Below are 16,921 nucleotides of genomic sequence, written 5' to 3' on the forward strand. Positions count from 1 at the left end.
GGCGGGAAGACTTCATCTTCCCTGGCGATGGTAGCTCGTCGTCCTCAGGACCATAACCTGAAGGCCGCAGGGTCTAAGCCTGACAACGCAACCAATCTTCTTATCTCCCAAAACACAACAGACATGAGCCCTGTCGGCTCGCGGACTTATCCTGTAATAAGATTGGCATGAGCACGTCCTTCCTGTTTACCGGTCCTGACAACGCACCCGTGACGATCCTTCTCGCGCACGGCGCCGGCGGGGCCATGGATTCGGCGGGCATGGAGCGGTTTTCCGAGGCTCTCGCTGCGGCTGGAATGCGGGTGGTTCGGTTCGAATTCGGCTACATGGCCGAGCGGCGGCTGTCCGATCGCCGTCCGCCGCCGCCCAAGGCGGAGATGTTGATCCCGGAATATCTGGCGGCGGTGCGTGATCTTCACGCCAGCGGGCCGCTTGTCATTGGCGGCAAGTCGATGGGTGGGCGGATTGCCAGCATGGTTGCGGATGATCTCTATCGCTCGGGCGATATCGTTGGCTTGCTTTGCCTTGGCTATCCGTTTCATCCGATGGGAAAGCCGGCGCAATTGCGCACGGCGCATCTGAGCGCGATCGAGACCCCGACGCTGATCTGCCAGGGGACGCGGGATGCGTTCGGGACGCGCGAGGAGGTCGCGGGCTATGCGCTTTCGCGCACGATCGACATCTTCTGGCTCGAGGATGGCGACCACGATCTGAAGCCGCGCAAGGCGCTCTCCGGCTTTTCGGCGGCGGATCATATGCACGCGATGGCATCGCGGGTCGGCGCCTGGGCGGCTGGCCTTGGGCGTTGATCCGGCTTTTCTAAAACACTCTACGCTTGACTAACCGCGCCCGCTTCTGCATCCTTGCGTTGAAATATCAGCATGCGATCCGATCAGTGTCTGCCGAGGGGGAACATTGTGAGAGATGGTGCCGGTTGCGGCGTGTTCGTCGTTTTATTGTCCGTCTTGGGGGCTGGGACGCCTGTCCTTGCGGATGACCTCAAGATCTCCATGCCGAACTGGCCGTCCGGTCAGGCAACGGCCTTTATCCTCAAGGTCGCGATCGAGAAGGAATTCAAGCAGCCTGCTCTCGTCCAGGAAATGGGCACGCTCAACGCCTTTGCCGGGCTGGAGAAGGGGAGCGTCGATATCCACCCGGAGGTCTGGCAACCCAATCTCGCCGATGTCATCGAGAAATTCGTGACCGAGAAGGGTGTGGTCGTTCTGGCCAAGCACATGGTTCCGGCATGGCAGGGCATCTGCGCGACGCCCGCGGCGGCCGAGAAGGGGATCACTGATATCGCCGATCTCAGCGATCCCGAGAAGACCAGCCTTCTCGATACGGATGGCGACGGCAAGGGGGAGATGTGGATCGGCGCGCCGACCTGGTCGTCGACGGGGATCGAGCGTGTGCGGGCGAACAGCTATGGTTACGCCAAGACGATGACGCTTGTGGAGGCCGAGGAAGAGGTGGCGATGGCCGGCATCGACGCCGCGGTTGCGACCGGCCAGCCGGTGGTGTTTGCCTGCTATGCGCCGCATTTCGTCTTCGATCTGCACAAGATCGTTCGGCTTGAAGAACCAAAGCACGATGCGGCCAAATGGTCGTTGGCAAGTGCGACCGATCCGCTCTGGATCAAGAAATCGTCGGCCTCGACGGCCTGGGATACGGCAACCTTCCGCATCGCCTATGCGACGTCGTTCGCTAAGCAACACCCCGAGATCGCGGCCTTCCTCGAAAAGGTCGACCTGACGCCGGAGGAGGCGACGGCGATGAGCTATGCGCTTGAGGTGGAGCGGCAGGCGCCGCTCGGCTATGCCAAGGCGTGGGTTGAGCGCAATGCGGCGCGGATCGATGGGTGGGCGAAGCCATGAGGGCGCGGTCTTCTTTTATGGCGACATGCGGTGGGGCGTTCGGTTGGGTGACCCGGCGCTTGCGCAAGGGGCTGCCGTTTGTGGCGGCGGCGGTGTTGCTGGCACCCGTCATCGTGCTGGCGCAGACGCAGATCTATGACGCCAAGACGCGGACATGGGTCGACTATGACAGCAAGAAGGCCCGGCAATACTACGCGCGCAACAAGCAATCGCCGGAGGCCTTTCGCAGGCAGATCGTGACGTTCCGCACCGCTGAGCCGCCGGGGACGATCATCATCGACGGCAACCAGCATTTTCTCTACCTCGTGCAGCCTGGCGGGCAGGCGATCCGCTACGGCATCGGTGTCGGCCGCGATGGGTTCGGCTGGGCGGGGATCGTCAGGGTCGGGCGCACGGCGGAATGGCCGGTATGGACGCCGCCCGCCGAAATGGTGGCGCGTGATGCGAACGCCGCCAAATGGGCGGCTGGCATGCCCGGCGGGCCGGAAAACCCGCTCGGGGCGCGGGCGCTTTATCTCTACGCCGGCGACCAGGATACGATCTACCGCATTCACGGCACGGCCGAACCCTGGACGATCGGGCTAGACGTGTCGTCGGGGTGCATCCGGCTCAACAATGACGACGTGACTGACCTGCATTCGCGGGTGCAGATTGGCGCCAAGGTCATCGTGCTGATGCAGGGTGCCGCGCTTTACAAGGGTATCTGATCGATGGTGCCGGCACTGGCCGGGGATTGATCAGGCCTGACATTATCAACGTCTGGAGGGGACAGATGTCGAGAGAAGAATTGAAGCGAGGCGGTTGGGCTCTTCTGGCCCTGGCGGGACTGTTGTCGTTGGGCGCCTGTACACCCGCGCCGCCGCCACCTGAAGCGATGGCGCGCACAACGCTGATGACGGCGCCGGCCGATCTGCAATTGCTTTGCGCCAATGCGGTGACGAGCAGCGCCGGAGCCGGTGTCAAGGTTCTGCCGACTGGCTCGCGGCTGCAGCCTGACGGGACGTTTGCCGTTGATCTCGACGCCGGGGGTAAGAAATTCTCCTGCATCGTCGACAACAACGGCAGCGTTCGCTCGGTGGCACCTGTCTGAGCGTGGTAGGGAACGCATCGAGCCTTGGCCTGTGAAGACCAAGGCTCCGACCGCTGTCAGACGGCAGCGATTGTCAGCGTGACTTTACCGAAGCGGGGGCAGGTGGCTTCCAGCGTGATCTCGCCGGTCAGGCCCGTGGTCTCGATCCAGAGACCGGCCGTGCCGCCCTGGAGCGGGATTGTGCTGGGGCCGACGATCTTTGCCGGGCCGGTGAGAGATATCGTCACCACTTCATTCAGGAAGGGCAGCCGCTGGCCCTGCTGGTCGAGCGCGCGCAATACGACGCGGGTGGTGTCGCGTTCGCGTGCCTTCAGCCGGGTGCTGTCGGCCACTACCTGCAGCGTCGTCGGCAGCGGATCGGCGACCAGCGTCAGTTGCGCCACGGCCGCGCCGTCGACATAGCCGGTGAAGCTGCCGTCGATCCACTTCTGGCCCCAGATGCCGAGTTCGTCGGCGGTAAAGTGGCGATGGTCGAAGACGACGGGCGGATGCGGCAGGTGTGGGAAGTTCTCGTAATCCGGGCCGACGCGCTTGGTCACCGAGCCATAGGTCAGCTCGACCTCGTCGCAATTGGTCAGCACGATCAGCGGGAGCACGCCGCCGATGTTGCGCTCGCCGCGCGCCCAGAAGGTCACCGGCTTCATGATCACCTCATCGGAGGGTTCGCACTGGCTGGCATAAGCGTAAGCGGCGAATTTCGGTTCGCGGAACATGTCCATGACGCCGTGGTAGCAGATGCGGTCACCGGAGCCGAAATCCTTGTGGGTGTTGTAGTCGAACATGCACCAGCCGATGGCGCCCGCTATGTCGGGATCGCCATAGGCGGCGTTCAGCACTTCGAGGTGGCGGCGCACATGTTCGGCCTGGCGCGCTTCCTGGTCGTAGATCTTGGTCGGGTACATGTGACCACCGAATTCGGTGATCATGTAGGGCACCTTGTAGGAGAGACCGGTGCTTTCCTGCTGCGGGCGCAGCGGCGTGCGCGGGCGGTTGGCGCCCGGCAGCTCCTCGTTGCCGAGGATGAAGTCGTTCATCGTGTAGACGTCCTCAAGCAATTCGCTATCGGTGATGTAGCGAACGCCGCCGGTCGGTCGGGTGGGGTCGAGCTCGCGGGCAAGCCGGTTGGTCTCGGCGTAGAAGTGGTGGCTGTCCTGGCTCTCGTTGATGCGCACGCCCCAGATGACGATCGAGGGATGGTTCCAGTCGCGCTCGATCATCCGGCGGACGTTGCGGATCGATTCATGCTGCCATTCCTGGTCGCCGATATGCTGCCAGCCAGGGATCTCCTCGAACACGAGCAGGCCGATCTTGTCGCAGCGGTCGAGAAACCACTTCGATTGCGGATAGTGCGAGGTGCGGACCATGTTGCACTTCAACACGGATTTCATGATGTCTGCGTCGCGTTCCTGGGCGGAGCGGCCGGCGGCGTAGCCGACATAGGGGAAGGACTGGTGGCGGTTGAGGCCACGCAGCTTCAGCGGTCGGCCGTTCAGCCGGAAGCCCTCAGGCGTGAACTCGGCGGTGCGGAAGCCGAAGCTGGTCGTCAATCTGTCGGAACCGTGGCTGGTCTTCAGCTCCACCGTCATCCGGTAGAGTTCCGGATTGTCGATATCCCAGAGCGCGATACCGGTGAGACCGTTGAAATCGAGCGTGGCGTCGTCGCCTGTCGTGTCTGATGATGCGGTGGCCAGCACATTGCCATCGATATCGGCGAGCGAGGCCGTCAGCGTTCCCAGGAAGTGCACATTGCGGGGGTTAGAAAGATGGACGCGCACGGAGGCGGACTTCTCTTCCGAGAGCACATCCGTGGTCTCGATCTTGACGTTATGGATCGAGACGGGATCGGTGACCTTCAGCCAGACTTCGCGATAGATGCCGGCGTAAGTCAGGTAATCGATCGCGCCGCCGAAGGGCGGGATGGCGGGGTTCTCGCTGCCATCGATCGTCACGGTGATCAGGTTGTCGCCGCGTTGCAGGCCGTTGGTCAGGCGCGCCTCGAAGGGGGTATAGCCATCCTTGTGGGCGATGATTTCCTCGCCGTTCAGATAGACCACGGCGTCGGCCATGGCGGCGTCGAACACAAGCGAGACCTCGCGGCCCTCGAATTCCGGCATCCAGCGCAGCAGTTTCTGATAGGTGAAAGCGCGCTGATAGCTCGCTTCATCGAAATAGTTGAACGGGAGTTCGACCGCCGTATGCGGCAGGTTGACGATGACGCGGCCGTCGAAATCGCGCAGCAGGTGCTGGCCGGCACCCTCATGGAAAGCCCAGGATTCGTTATAGGGAACGATTGAACGCATGTCAGTTTCTCACGGCAGTAACGGTATCAGGGACGGAGGCGCAACGGGACGCACAAGCGGCCCGGCGCGCGTTCAATGTCAGTTTTGGCTTACGGGTACTGGGCGCCGTTGGTCGTCGTGTAAATGGCGTAGACCGATTGCGTCGCGGTTATGAACAGGCGGTTTTTCTTCTGGCCACCGAAGGTGATGTTGGAGACTGTCTGCGGAACCTTTATCTTGCCGAGAAGGGTGCCGTCTGGCGCGAAGCAGTGAACGCCGTCGGCGGCACTGCTCCAGAGGTTGCCGGCAACGTCGAAACGGAAGCCATCGGGCACGCCGTTGTCGATCGAGCAGAAGTAGCGGCTGTTGGTCAGCTTGCGGTCGTCGATCACGTCGAAGACGCGGATATGACGCGGCACCTCGTGGTTCGAGGAGCCAGAATCCGCGATATAGAGCTGCTTTTCATCCGGCGAGAAGGCGAGCCCGTTGGGCTGGATGAAGTCGGTGGCGACTGCTTCGATTTCGCCGGTTCCGGCATCGATGCGGTAGACGTTTCTGGTTTCCTGCTCGGGCTCGGCCTTGTGGCCTTCATAATCGGACATGATGCCGTAGCTTGGATCGGTGAACCAGATGGAGCCGTCGGAGCGGACGACGACGTCGTTGGGCGAATTGAGCCGCTTGCCCTTGTAGCGATCGGCGAGCACGGTGATGCGGCCATCCGGCTCGGTGCGGGTCACGCGGCGGCCGCCATGTTCGCAGGATACCAGCCGGCCCTGGCGATCGCGGGTGTTGCCGTTGACATAGTTGGATGGGGAGCGGAAGACCGAGGCGCCGCCATCGGGCACCCAGCGCATGATGCGCTCGTTGGGGATGTCGCTCCAGAGCAGGCAGTTGAGATCGGAGAACCAGACGGGACCCTCGGCCCAGCGGCATCCGGAATAGAGTTCTTCCAGCCTGGCGCTGCCCGCGATCAGGCGATTGAAACGATCATCTCTGATGTCATAAAGCGCATCTTGCGACACAGGCTGCTCCTCCCAAAGCGATTTGATCTCCTTCGTAAACGTAAACGAAGCGGCGTGCCAGAGCCCGGCCGCGCAAAAGGCCGAGGCTCCCGTATTTTTGGACCTGGCATGTTTCAGAGCGGGGCTTGCGGGTGCGGCGAGCCGTCGTAGGCACCCCAGATCGATTGGTCGAAACAGATCATCGAGCCGGTCATCAGGCCGGATTCCGACGATGAGAGATAGGCGCAGGCGCGGGCCACTTCCTCGGGGTCGACAAGACGGCCGAAGGGCTGGGCAGCGGCGGCTTCGTCCAGCCAGTTGGCGGCGGCGCCGTGGAACTCGCGTTGAATGCGGTCCTCGCCTTCCGAGGCCATCCAGCCGATGTTCAATCCGTTGACGCGGATGCGGTTGCGCAGCAGCGCGTAGGCGGTGTTCTTGGTCAGCGTTTCGAGCGCGCCCTTGGAGGTGCAATAGGCGGCGATGAAGGGCTGGCCCGCCTTGGCCGACATCGAGCCGATATTGACGATGGTGCCTTCGGTGTTTTCGCGGCGCATGATCTTCACGCTTGCCTGGATCAGGAAGAACGGCGCGCGCACGTTGATCGCGAACATGGCGTCGAAGAGTTCGGGGCTGGTGTCGAGAATGGTGCCGCGATCGGTGGTGGCGGCGGCGTTGACCAGCGCATCGACACGGCCGAAAGCGTTGTCGCAGGCCTGCACGACCTTGCTGGCATCCTCCACCTTTGAGAGATCCGCCTGGACATAGACCACCTCCGCGCCGGTAGCGCTTGATATCTCCTCGGCCTTGGCGCGGCCCTTGTCGGCGTTGCGGCCGCAGATGACGATGCCCTTGGCGCCGCGCTCGGCAAAGAGCCGGGCGATGGTGGCGCCGAGGCCCTGCGTGCCGCCGGTGACGATGGCGATCTTGCCGTCGAGGCGGCTGTGGTCTGTGCTCATATATGTTCCTCCCTATGATCTGTGACTGATGATGCGCGAATGGCCCCTCGCGACGCGAGAGGCCTATTGTCGTTGTTGCTATTGAGTGCCGTGCTGCGTGCTCAGCTCAGCTTCTTCTCCGCCTGTTTCGCCAGGGCCTCGGCGAACATCTCGTCGCTCCAGCCTGCGGCCAATGCCTCGTGCATCAGCTGCGCCTGTGTCTTCGGCGCGAGGCCGCCGACCGGCGGGTCGCGGTCGAGATTGGTGGGGAAGGAATAGCCCTCGGCGCAGGCCGCCACCGCATTGGCGATTTCGGCTTTCGAGAGCGTGTCGGAAAGCCGCTTCAGGGCCGGGAAGAGGGTGGCGCTCATGCGCTGCCGATCGACCGTTTCCATGGCGCGGCCGAAGGCGGAGGAGACCTGCAGCAGGTTGGCGACGCGCTTGATATCGGCCGAGCGGTTTGTGCCGGCGGCATGGAAGAGCGCCGGGTTGAAGAAGACGACGTCGCCCTTCTTCAACGGTAGCTGCACGTGGTTCTTCTCGAAATAGTCGCGGAATTCCTGGCGCTTGAGGGCGAGATAGCCCGGCACGTAGGTCTGGCTGTTCGGCAGGAAGAGCGTCGGTCCGCTTTCGAGCGGCATGTCGCAATGGGCGACCGCGCCTTGCAGCGTCAGCACCGGCGAGAGCCTGTGGACGTGGACGGGAAACTGCTCGATCACCTGAGAGGACTGGAAGCCGAGGTGATAATCGCGATGCGCAGATTGCGCGGCGCCACCGGGGTTCACGCGGTTGACCTGCGCGGTCATCTGGTAGCTCGGGCCGAGCCATGCCTGGCTTGCCAGCGCCACGATCGGGTTGGCGTAGTATTCGGCGAAATTGTCGGGGTCTGCGAGGCAGTGCTTTTCGAGCGAGTTCCAGATGCGGTCGTTGGCGCCGGCCTTGGCGAAGTGATCGCCGCCGCCGGTCGATGTGCGGTGCTGCTCGGTGATGATGTCGTCGAAGATCTTGCTGGCGCGGTCGATGACGCCGGTGTCCTCATAGGCGCCGGTGAAGACCACGACGCCGGGGCCTTCGGCGAAGGCTTCGCAAATCTCCGCCAGCAGCGCGCGCTTGCCTTCAGGATCGGCGATGACAGCTCTGACATTGCGGCTGTCGTAGATCAGCACATTTTTCTCGACCGCGGCGGCGTTCGGATAATCGGCGAGCGATGTCGTCTTTTCGGCCAGCGCCCGGAAGTCGTCGAGATCGCAGGCATCCTCGGTGAGCCAGACGCGGTCGGCACGCAGCTTCTGCAGATTGTCGGTTTTCATCAGATGCTCCTCCATTCCTGATGAAGGCACTATACGGCGCGGCGAGGGTCGTGATAGATCAGGAATCCATCAAAAATACATCAGATTTGGATCGGAGCCTCACGACATGGCGCATGTCTTTCTCGTCAAGGATATCGCCTTTCAAGCAGGCTTGAGCACGGCGACCGTGGACCGGGTGCTGAACGGCCGGCCGGGCGTGCGGCGGCAGACGGAACTGCGGGTGCGGGCGGCGATGGCCGAGCTCGAGAAACAGCAGACGGAGGTGGCCGCCGGCGGGCGGACGATCGCGATCGATATCGTGATGGAGACGCCGGAGCGTTTCAGCACGACGGTCCGCGCCGCCTTCGAGGCTGAAGTCGCGACCTTTCTGCCGACGGTGTTTCGCTGCCGCTTTCACTTCGCCGAGGTGATGAAGCCGGCGGAGATCGTCCAGCTTCTCGACCGGATACGGCTGCGCGGCACCAAGGCTGTCGTGCTGAAGGCGCCCGACGTGCCCGAGATCGACGCCGCCGTGTCGCGGCTGGAGGAGGCGGGCATCCCCGTGGTGACGCTGGTGACCGACCTGCCCAATTCGGCGCGGATCGCCTATGCCGGGGCGGATAACAGGGCAGCGGGCGAGACCGCCGCCTATCTGATCGGCGAGCGGTTTGCCGGCGCTCCGGGACGGGTGCTGGTGACGCTGTCGAGCGGTCGGTTCCGCGGCGAGGAGGAGCGCGAGATCGGCTTTCGCCGCATCATTCGCGAGCGATACCGTGAGATCGGCATTACCGAGATCAGCGAAGGGCATGGAACGGACGCCGCGACCGGCATTCTGGCGGCGCGGGCGATTGCGGCCGACGAGACGATCGATGCGGTCTATTCAATTGGCGGCGGAAATCGCGCGGTGCTGGCGGCTTTCGAGGCGGCCGGTCGGCCGATCCGCGCTTTTGTCGCGCATGATCTCGATGCCGATAACCGCGCGCTTTTGAAAGCCGGCAAGATCGGCTTTGTGCTGCATCACGACCTGCGCTCCGATGCGCGCACGGCGTTCCGGGCGGTGATGAGCCGCGGTGTTTCCGGGCGTATCGCGCCGGCATCCTTGTCGGCGGTGGAAATCATCACACCTTACAATATGCCGGCATGAGATTGCGGCGGGACATGACGTTTGTCAGCTTTGCCGTTCCGTCAGCCGTCAAATCACGGTAAGGCTTGCGTATCAGACAAGGTGACTATGGCATGGAATACAGTGATATCGGTACGGTTGCGACGTGGCTGACGGAGCAGGGGCTGAATGGCGCGACTGAAACCGAGTTGCTGACCGGCTTCTGCGACACCTGCCGCAGGCTTGGCCTCCCGCTCGACCGCAGCCTGGCGCTGATGGACACGCTGCACCCGGTGCATGAGGGGCGCGCCTTTCGCTGGGATAGCGAGCAGGATGTCGAGCCCGAGTTTGCTTATGGCCCGATGGGCGGCGATGGAAACTCGCTCGAAAACTGGCAGCGCTCGGCCTTCTACCATCTCTGGACAGGCTCCGAGAACGAGGTTCGCCGGCGCCTGGCGTTCGGTGATCCGGCCGATTTCTACATGCTGGATACGATGCAGGCGGAAGGGCATACCGATTTCGTCGCGATGGTGCGCAAGTTCGACAAGGCCGGCACGATCGGCGAGATGGATTGCTTCTTCGTGCATTTCGCCACGCGCCATCAGGAAGGGTTTTCCGATCATCACATGATGGTCCTGCGCAAGCTGGCGCCGGTGCTGGCGCTGGCGATCAAGTGTATCGGGCTCGGGCGTATCGCCCGCACGATCGCCGAGGTCTATCTTGGAGAAGATGCGGCGCGCCAGGTGCTGGATGGCAAGATCAGTCGCGGCAAGTCGGAGCGGATTTCGGCGGTGCTGTGGTTCTCGGATCTCGTAAACTACACGAAGATCTCCGACAGCGCCTCGCCGGAGGAAATCCTGCCGATGCTGAATGCCTATAGCGATCTCGTCATTACGGCGGTGCATGAGGCCGGCGGCAATGTGCTGAAGCTGATTGGGGACGGGGTACTGGCGATCTTCAAGGCCGACGCGCCGGCGGATGCCTGTTCGGCGGCGCTGAAGGCCGAACGGGTGTTGCACGAGCGACTGGTGACGCTGAACGACGAGCGTGCCTTCGAGGAGCGGCCGACCACCGACGTCTATATCGGCCTGCATATCGGCGACGTCTTCTACGGCAATATCGGCAGCCAGGAGCGGCTCGACTTCACGGTCATCGGCCCCGCCGTCAACGAGGTCAGCCGCATCGCCTCGCTTTGCCGGTCGGTCGATTTCAACGTGCTGATGTCGTCCGATTTCGCCGCCGCCGTTCCCGAGGCCGAGCGCGGCGCGCTGGCCTGCGTCGGGCGCTATGCGCTGCGCGGCGTGCAGCGGCCGCAGGAACTCTTTACGCTGGAGACCGCCGGCACCATCCGCTGATCAGCGCAGCACTGAAGCAATCAAATTTTACAAGACTGTCGCCTTCCTGGATTAGAGACTTATATGCTCGGGCGAAGGGGTTTTCGCGCCTCTTGACCGGATGACGCGGCGGGTCGCTGCGTTGGAGAACACTCAGTCCAACAGGAGAACGGCATGCAGATCAATCGCACAGGTTCCGCACAGTGGTCGGGCGGCATCAAGGACGGCAAGGGTCAGATCTCGACGCAGAGCGGCGCGCTCAAATCCTACCCTTATGGCTTTGCCAGCCGCTTCGAAGGTCTCCCGGGCACCAATCCCGAAGAGCTGATCGGCGCCGCCCATGCCGGCTGCTTCACCATGGCGTTGTCGCTCATCCTCGGCGAGGCCGGCTTTACTGCAACCAGCATGGAAACGACGGCGAAGGTGACGCTCGAGAGCGTCGAGGGCGGCTTCGCGATCAGCGCCATCCTCCTGACGCTGCGCGGCACGGTTCCTGATTGCGACGAGAAGACCTTCATCGAGCTCGCCGGCAAGGCCAAGGCGGGTTGCCCGGTTTCCAAGGCGCTGGCCGCGGTGCCGATCACGCTGGATGCGCAGCTAGCGTAAGCGAGTAATTTATCGATGGTTTGAGATGCCGCGGTACTTTGTGCCGCGGCATTTTTCGTTTGTGAGTGTGATGAAGACCCCTCCCCAACCCCTCCCCACAAGGGGGAGGGGCTTGCTGGGCGCGATGTCCTGCCCAAAGCCGCAACCTCTCAACTGTCACGATCTTGAGTGTTGGGCGCTGTGGGTGCCACGCGCTAGCCCCTCCCCCTTGTGGGGAGGGGTTGGGGAGGGGACTTTCTTGATCAGAGAAACCTTTCCACCCCACTCACTCCCGCAACGCAAAAGATTGACTTTCACCTCCTGATGCCTTACGACTGACGAAATTCAAAAATCGTCAGTCGTAAATCAACACGGCAGAAATCATGAGCGACACCGCCGAAAGCATTCTCGAAGCGACAAGACAGGAGAATGCGACGCGCATTCTCGACGCGGCCGAGCGGCTGTTTCGGCACTATGGCTACGCCAAGACCACGGTCGCCGATATCGCCCGCGACCTCGGGATGTCGCCTGCCAATGTCTATCGTTTCTTCTCCTCGAAAATAGAAATCCATCAGGCGATCTGCGGGCGCATGCTCGCGGCCAGTTACCAGCAGGCCTACGAGATCCGCCATCTGCCGCTGAGTGCTTCCGAGCGGCTTGGCCGTTACGTGCGCGGGCAGTACCAGATGACGGTTGAGACCATGCTTGACCAGGAAAAGGTGCACGAGATGGTGGTCGTCGCCATCGAGCGCGACTGGCATGTCATCGAGAAGCACGTCGACAGCATTCAAGATCTGCTGGCCGAGGTGATCCGCGAAGGTATCGATGCCGGCGAGTTCGTCGATCAGGATCCTGCTACCGCGTCGCGCTGCTTTGGCGCCGCCACGGTGACGCTCTGCCACCCGATCATGGTGGCGCAATGTCTTGCCAAGACCAACCGAGCGACGGTGGACGAGCTGATCGACTTCTCCATCAGGGCTTTGAAGAGATAATCGGCCCGCACGGCCGCCAACAATTCAACACACAAACATACCGGGAGTGCGAAAGATGATTTCGCTGAAGACAGTCAAGTTGCCGTCCGTTGCCAGTTTCGCGCTCCTTGGCGCTGTTTCGCTCGCGCTTTCGGGCTGCAGCGAGGAGAAGAAGGCGGAGACCAAGGAGATCCTGCGGCCGGTCAAGGTCGTGGAAATCGCCAAGGCAGGCGAGACCCGCGCGCTTGATTATTCCGGTGCGGTGAAGGCGCGCGTCGAGATGAACCTCGGCTTCCGCGTGGCCGGCAAGATCACCGAGCGCCGCGTCAATATCGGCGACCGTGTCCAGCCGGGCGACGTGATCGCGCGCATCGACGCGACCGATTACGAGCTCGCGACGAAGACGGCGGAAGCCAATCTGGCGGCGGCCGAAAAGGGCGTCGGCACGGCGGATCTCGCCAACAAGCGCGCCCAGCAGCTGTTCGACAAGAGCGTGACGGCGAAGTCGCAGCTCGAGCAGGCATCGCTCAGCTATGACCAGGCCGTCTCTACCCGCGACGCGGCTCGCTCCTCTCTCGACCAGGCGAAAAACCAGGTGAGCTACGCCGAGCTGAAGGCCGACCAGAGTGGCATCGTCACCGCGATCAGCGCCGATACCGGCACGGTCGTTGCCGCCGGTACGCCGGTCGCCACCGTCGCGCTCGACGGCGAAAAGGAAGTGCAGATCGCGGTGCCGGAGAACGACATTGCCGAGTTCAAGCCGGGCAAGACGGTCAAGGCGAGCTTCTGGTCTTCGGCCAAGCTGGTGCTCGATGGCAAGGTGCGTGAAGTCTCCGGCAGCGCGGATGCGCAGTCGCGCACGTTCGCGGTTCGTGTGAGCCTGCCGCATGACGATCGCGTCCTGCTCGGCATGACGGCGACGATCGAGGCCAGTGTCAGCAACTCAAACACCCATGTCGCCATCCCGCTCGCGGCGCTTGCCGAGAAGGACGGCAAGAAGATCGTCTGGGTGGTCGATCGCGACCAGCAAACCGTGCATGCCCGCGACGTCACGATCGCCGATTTCACCGGTGACGGCGTCAATATCGCCGAAGGCCTGAAGACCGGCGATCTCGTGGTTGCCGCCGGCACGCAGTTCATGACCGACAATCTCAAGGTCAAGCTGCCGGGCCAGCAGTCGGCATCCACTGAGACTGTGGCCGAGACCGGCGACGTCGTTCGCTAAGCGGCCAGGAGAGGGAACGGGACAATGGACAACTCCACCACCGAGAAGAAGCCCTTCAACCTGTCGCGCTGGGCAATCGGCCATCCGAGCATCGCGCGTTTCCTGTTCGGGCTGATCCTCATCACCGGCGTGCTCGGGCTGATGCGCATGGGGCAGAAGGAAGACCCCGATTTCACCTTCCGCGTCATGGTCGTGCAGGCCGTGTGGCCGGGCGCCTCGATCCAGGAGATGCAGGACCAGGTCGTCAACAAGATCGAGCGCAAGCTGCAGGAAACCCCGCATATCGACTGGGTGAAATCCTATACGCGCGCCGGTTCGGCCGTCATCACGCTGCAGATCAAGGGCGATACCAACGGGGCTGACGTCGCCGACGCCTTCTACCAGGTGCGCAAGAAGGTCGGCGATATCTCCAACGAGCTGCCATCCGGCCTGCTCGGCCCCTATTTCAACGACGAATTCGGCGATACCTTCATCAAGCTGCAATCGATCAGCGGCGATGGCTACAGCTATCCGGAGCTCAAGAAATTCGCGATCCAGGCGCGCGACATGCTGTTGACGACGCCGGGTGTCGAGAAGGCCGTGATCATCGGCGATCAGCCGGAGAAGATCTTCATCGACGTGTCCTCGCAGGCGCTGGCCGAACGCGGCCTGACGATCGTCGACCTGCAGAACGCCATCAAAGGCCAGAACAGCGTCGACCCGGCCGGTTCCGTCGATACGGGTACGCGCTCGGTGCGCATCGCCGTCGAAGGCGACGTGACCAAGGCCGCCGATATCCGCGAGCTCCGGCTCAAGGCCGGCAACCAGGTGACGCGTCTCGGCGATATCGCCACCGTCTATTCCGGTCTCGAAGATCCCTATCAGCGCAAGTACCGCTTCAATGGGCATGAGAGCGTCCAGGTCGGCGTTGTCATGGCCAAGGGCTACAAGGTCACCGATGTCGGCAAGGATGTCGAAGCGACCTACAAGCGCTTCGAGGAGTCGCTGCCCTACGGTGTTTCGGTCGATCAGATTTCCAACCAGCCGGATGTCGTCACCGATGCGGTCAGCGAGTTCATGCATGCGCTCGGCGAAGCGCTGGCGATCGTTCTCGTCGTCTCGTTCCTGTCGATCGGCTGGCGTTCGGGTCTCGTCATCGCGGTTGCCATTCCGCTGGTGCTGGCTGCGACCTTCGCCATCATGTACGAGCTTGGTATCGACCTGCAGCGTATTTCGCTGGGCGCGTTGATCATCGCGCTCGGCCTGCTTGTCGACGACGCGATGATCGTGGTCGAACTGATGGAGCGAAAGCTCGAAGAAGGGCTCGTGAAGATCGAGGCGGCGAGCTTCGCCTATTCCTCCACCGCCTTCCCGATGCTGACGGGCACGCTGATCACCACGGCCGGGTTCATTCCGGTTGGCTTCGCGGCCTCCACGGCCGGCGAGTATGTCCGCACGCTGTTTTATGTCGTCGGCATCGCGCTCGTGGTCTCGTGGTTCGTCGCGGTCTATTTCACGCCTTGGCTCGGCTACATGATCCTGAAGCAGCGCCAGCATGCCGGCGGCGCGCATCATGATGCCTTCGACACCAGCTTCTATCGCCGGCTTCGGTCGACGGTCGGCTGGGCCGTGCGCCATCGCATCATCGTGGTCGCGATGACGCTGGTGACCTTCGCCACCAGCCTCTGGGCCTTCCAGTTCATTCCGCAGAACTTCTTCCCGCAGTCCTCACGCCCCGAGATCCTCGTCGATCTCTGGCTGCCAGAGGGCACCAGCATCAAGGAAGTCGAGACGCAATCGAAGGCGCTCGAAGCAAAGATCATGGACGACAAGGACAAGAAGTTCGTCGCCACCTATATCGGCGAAGGCGCACCACGCTTCTTCCTGCCGCTCGACCAGCAGCTTCCGAACCCGAACTTCGCGCAGCTCTTGATCATGGCAAACGACGAGCCGGCCCGCGAACGGCTGATCGTCAAGCTCAGGACCATTCTTGCCGAGGACTTCCCCGATATCCGCGGCAAGGTCGACCGTCTGTTCCTTGGTCCGCCGACCGGCTGGCCGGTGCAGATGCGCGTCATGGGTCCGGATCGCCAGGAAGTTCGCAAGATCGCTGACGAGGTGAAGGCGAAGTTCCAGGAAAATCCGCTGCTGGGCGCCATCCACGACGATTGGCTGGAGCAGGTGCCGGCGATGAAGCTGGTGATCGACCAGGACCGCGCCCGTGCGCTTGGCGTCACCTCGCAGCGCGTTCGCCAGATGCTGCAGACGGCAATGTCCGGCGCGCCGCTCGACGATTTCCGCGATGGCGAGGAGACGGTGTCGATCGTCGCCCGCGAGCCGGAAGCCAATCGCTCGCTGCTGTCAGCCGTCAACTCGGTCTACGTGCCGACGGATTTCGGCGGCTTCGTGCCGGTCTCGCAGATCGCCAAGGTGGTGCCGGTTCTCGAACAGGGCATCGAATGGCGGCGTGACCGCTTGCCGACGATCAGCGTGCGCGCAACGCTGCCCGACGGCGTGCAGTCGAACGACGTGGTCATGAAGATGTATGCCGATCTGCAGCCGCTGCGCGACAGCCTGCCTGCCGGCTACAAGGTCGAGATCCAGGGCGGAGCCGAGGATTCGGCCGAAAGCCAGGCCTCGATCGCCGCCAAGGCGCCGATCATGCTCGTCGTCATCGTGCTGCTTCTGATGGCGCAGTTGCAGCACTTCGGCAAGGCAATGCTGGTGCTGGCGACCGGTCCGCTCGGGATCATCGGTGCTGCAGCAGCCCTTCTGATCTCCGGCGCGCCCTTCGGCTTCGTCGCCATCCTTGGCGTCATCGCGCTGCTCGGCATCATCATCCGCAACTCGATCATCCTGATTGACCAGATCGACCAGGACATCAAGGCGGGCATGCACCGGCAGGAGGCGATCGTCGGCGCGGCTGTGCGCCGTTTCCGTCCGATCATGCTGACGGCTTTGACGGCTGTGCTGGCGCTGATCCCGATCTCGCGCGGCGTCTTCTGGGGCCCGCTCGCCTACGCCATGATGGGCGGCATCCTGGTCGCCACGGTGCTGACGATCCTCGTTCTGCCGGCGGCCTACGCGTTGTTCTTCGGCAAGGAGCCGAAGGGCAAGGAGGATGAGGCTGTATCATCCGGTGAGGATGACGCGGTGGATCACCGGCATCCGCCGGCGATTGCGGCGGAGTGAACATGCAGACGGCGCGGTGAGAACCGCGCCGTTTTTGTTTGCAGGGATGGATTTGAGAAGGTGAG

14 protein-coding genes are annotated in these 16,921 nt (G+C 62.9%); 10 read left to right on the forward strand and 4 right to left on the reverse strand.

Going from position 1 to position 16,921, the window contains the following annotated elements; translation table 11 throughout:
• The first annotated feature begins 167 nt into the window (after positions 1-167).
• The 4 genes from ACIQUB_RS18215 (at position 168) to ACIQUB_RS18230 (ending at position 2,964) form a co-directional block, all read left to right on the forward strand.
• Positions 168-809, forward strand: coding sequence for an alpha/beta family hydrolase (locus ACIQUB_RS18215; protein ID WP_113239366.1), 642 nt, complete (start codon positions 168-170; stop codon positions 807-809).
• A 147-nt stretch (positions 810-956) separates the two neighbouring features.
• The gene (locus ACIQUB_RS18220) at positions 957-1,874 is read left to right on the forward strand and encodes a glycine betaine ABC transporter substrate-binding protein (RefSeq protein WP_113239367.1); all 918 of its coding nucleotides are present in this window, start codon (positions 957-959) and stop codon (positions 1,872-1,874) included.
• Between the two features lie 17 nt (positions 1,875-1,891).
• Positions 1,892-2,581 (forward strand): L,D-transpeptidase, encoded by a 690-nt coding sequence (locus ACIQUB_RS18225; protein ID WP_402931497.1) that lies wholly within the window; start codon positions 1,892-1,894, stop codon positions 2,579-2,581.
• Positions 2,582-2,646: 65 nt separating this feature from the next.
• On the forward strand, positions 2,647-2,964 hold the full coding sequence (locus ACIQUB_RS18230; RefSeq protein WP_402931237.1) for a hypothetical protein: 318 nt from the start codon (positions 2,647-2,649) through the stop codon (positions 2,962-2,964).
• A 56-nt stretch (positions 2,965-3,020) separates the two neighbouring features.
• Here ACIQUB_RS18230 and ACIQUB_RS18235 read toward each other — a convergent pair whose 3' ends face one another.
• From ACIQUB_RS18235 to ACIQUB_RS18250, 4 genes are all read right to left on the reverse strand, one after another.
• Positions 3,021-5,264 carry a glycoside hydrolase family 2 protein gene (locus ACIQUB_RS18235; RefSeq protein WP_113239368.1) on the reverse strand — a complete coding sequence of 748 codons (2,244 nt, stop codon included), beginning with the start codon at positions 5,262-5,264 and terminating at the stop codon, positions 3,021-3,023.
• A gap of 89 nt (positions 5,265-5,353) precedes the next feature.
• Positions 5,354-6,265 (reverse strand): SMP-30/gluconolactonase/LRE family protein, encoded by a 912-nt coding sequence (locus ACIQUB_RS18240; RefSeq protein WP_113239369.1) that lies wholly within the window; start codon positions 6,263-6,265, stop codon positions 5,354-5,356.
• A 113-nt stretch (positions 6,266-6,378) separates the two neighbouring features.
• Complete coding sequence (locus ACIQUB_RS18245; RefSeq protein WP_113239370.1) at positions 6,379-7,200, reverse strand: SDR family oxidoreductase; 822 nt, start codon at positions 7,198-7,200, stop codon at positions 6,379-6,381.
• 101 nt (positions 7,201-7,301) lie between these two features.
• Positions 7,302-8,489 (reverse strand): phytanoyl-CoA dioxygenase family protein, encoded by a 1,188-nt coding sequence (locus ACIQUB_RS18250; protein ID WP_113239371.1) that lies wholly within the window; start codon positions 8,487-8,489, stop codon positions 7,302-7,304.
• A 106-nt stretch (positions 8,490-8,595) separates the two neighbouring features.
• Between ACIQUB_RS18250 and ACIQUB_RS18255 the strand changes: the two genes are divergently transcribed.
• The 6 genes from ACIQUB_RS18255 (at position 8,596) to ACIQUB_RS18280 (ending at position 16,856) form a co-directional block, all read left to right on the forward strand.
• The gene (locus ACIQUB_RS18255) at positions 8,596-9,612 is read left to right on the forward strand and encodes a LacI family DNA-binding transcriptional regulator (protein ID WP_113239372.1); all 1,017 of its coding nucleotides are present in this window, start codon (positions 8,596-8,598) and stop codon (positions 9,610-9,612) included.
• Between the two features lie 92 nt (positions 9,613-9,704).
• Positions 9,705-10,925 carry an adenylate/guanylate cyclase domain-containing protein gene (locus ACIQUB_RS18260; protein WP_113239374.1) on the forward strand — a complete coding sequence of 407 codons (1,221 nt, stop codon included), beginning with the start codon at positions 9,705-9,707 and terminating at the stop codon, positions 10,923-10,925.
• Positions 10,926-11,078: 153 nt separating this feature from the next.
• The gene (locus tag ACIQUB_RS18265; protein WP_112822232.1) at positions 11,079-11,510 is read left to right on the forward strand and encodes an OsmC family protein; all 432 of its coding nucleotides are present in this window, start codon (positions 11,079-11,081) and stop codon (positions 11,508-11,510) included.
• Positions 11,511-11,872: 362 nt separating this feature from the next.
• A complete protein-coding gene (locus tag ACIQUB_RS18270; protein WP_113239711.1) occupies positions 11,873-12,481 on the forward strand; it encodes a TetR family transcriptional regulator in 609 nt (202 codons plus the stop codon).
• A gap of 55 nt (positions 12,482-12,536) precedes the next feature.
• Positions 12,537-13,685 carry an efflux RND transporter periplasmic adaptor subunit gene (locus ACIQUB_RS18275; protein ID WP_113239712.1) on the forward strand — a complete coding sequence of 383 codons (1,149 nt, stop codon included), beginning with the start codon at positions 12,537-12,539 and terminating at the stop codon, positions 13,683-13,685.
• A 24-nt stretch (positions 13,686-13,709) separates the two neighbouring features.
• Positions 13,710-16,856 carry an efflux RND transporter permease subunit gene (locus tag ACIQUB_RS18280; protein WP_402931242.1) on the forward strand — a complete coding sequence of 1,049 codons (3,147 nt, stop codon included), beginning with the start codon at positions 13,710-13,712 and terminating at the stop codon, positions 16,854-16,856.
• The last annotated feature ends 65 nt before the right edge of the window (positions 16,857-16,921 follow it).

This window comes from Rhizobium sp. NPDC090275, assembly GCF_044772225.1.
Lineage (GTDB): Bacteria > Pseudomonadota > Alphaproteobacteria > Rhizobiales > Rhizobiaceae > Rhizobium.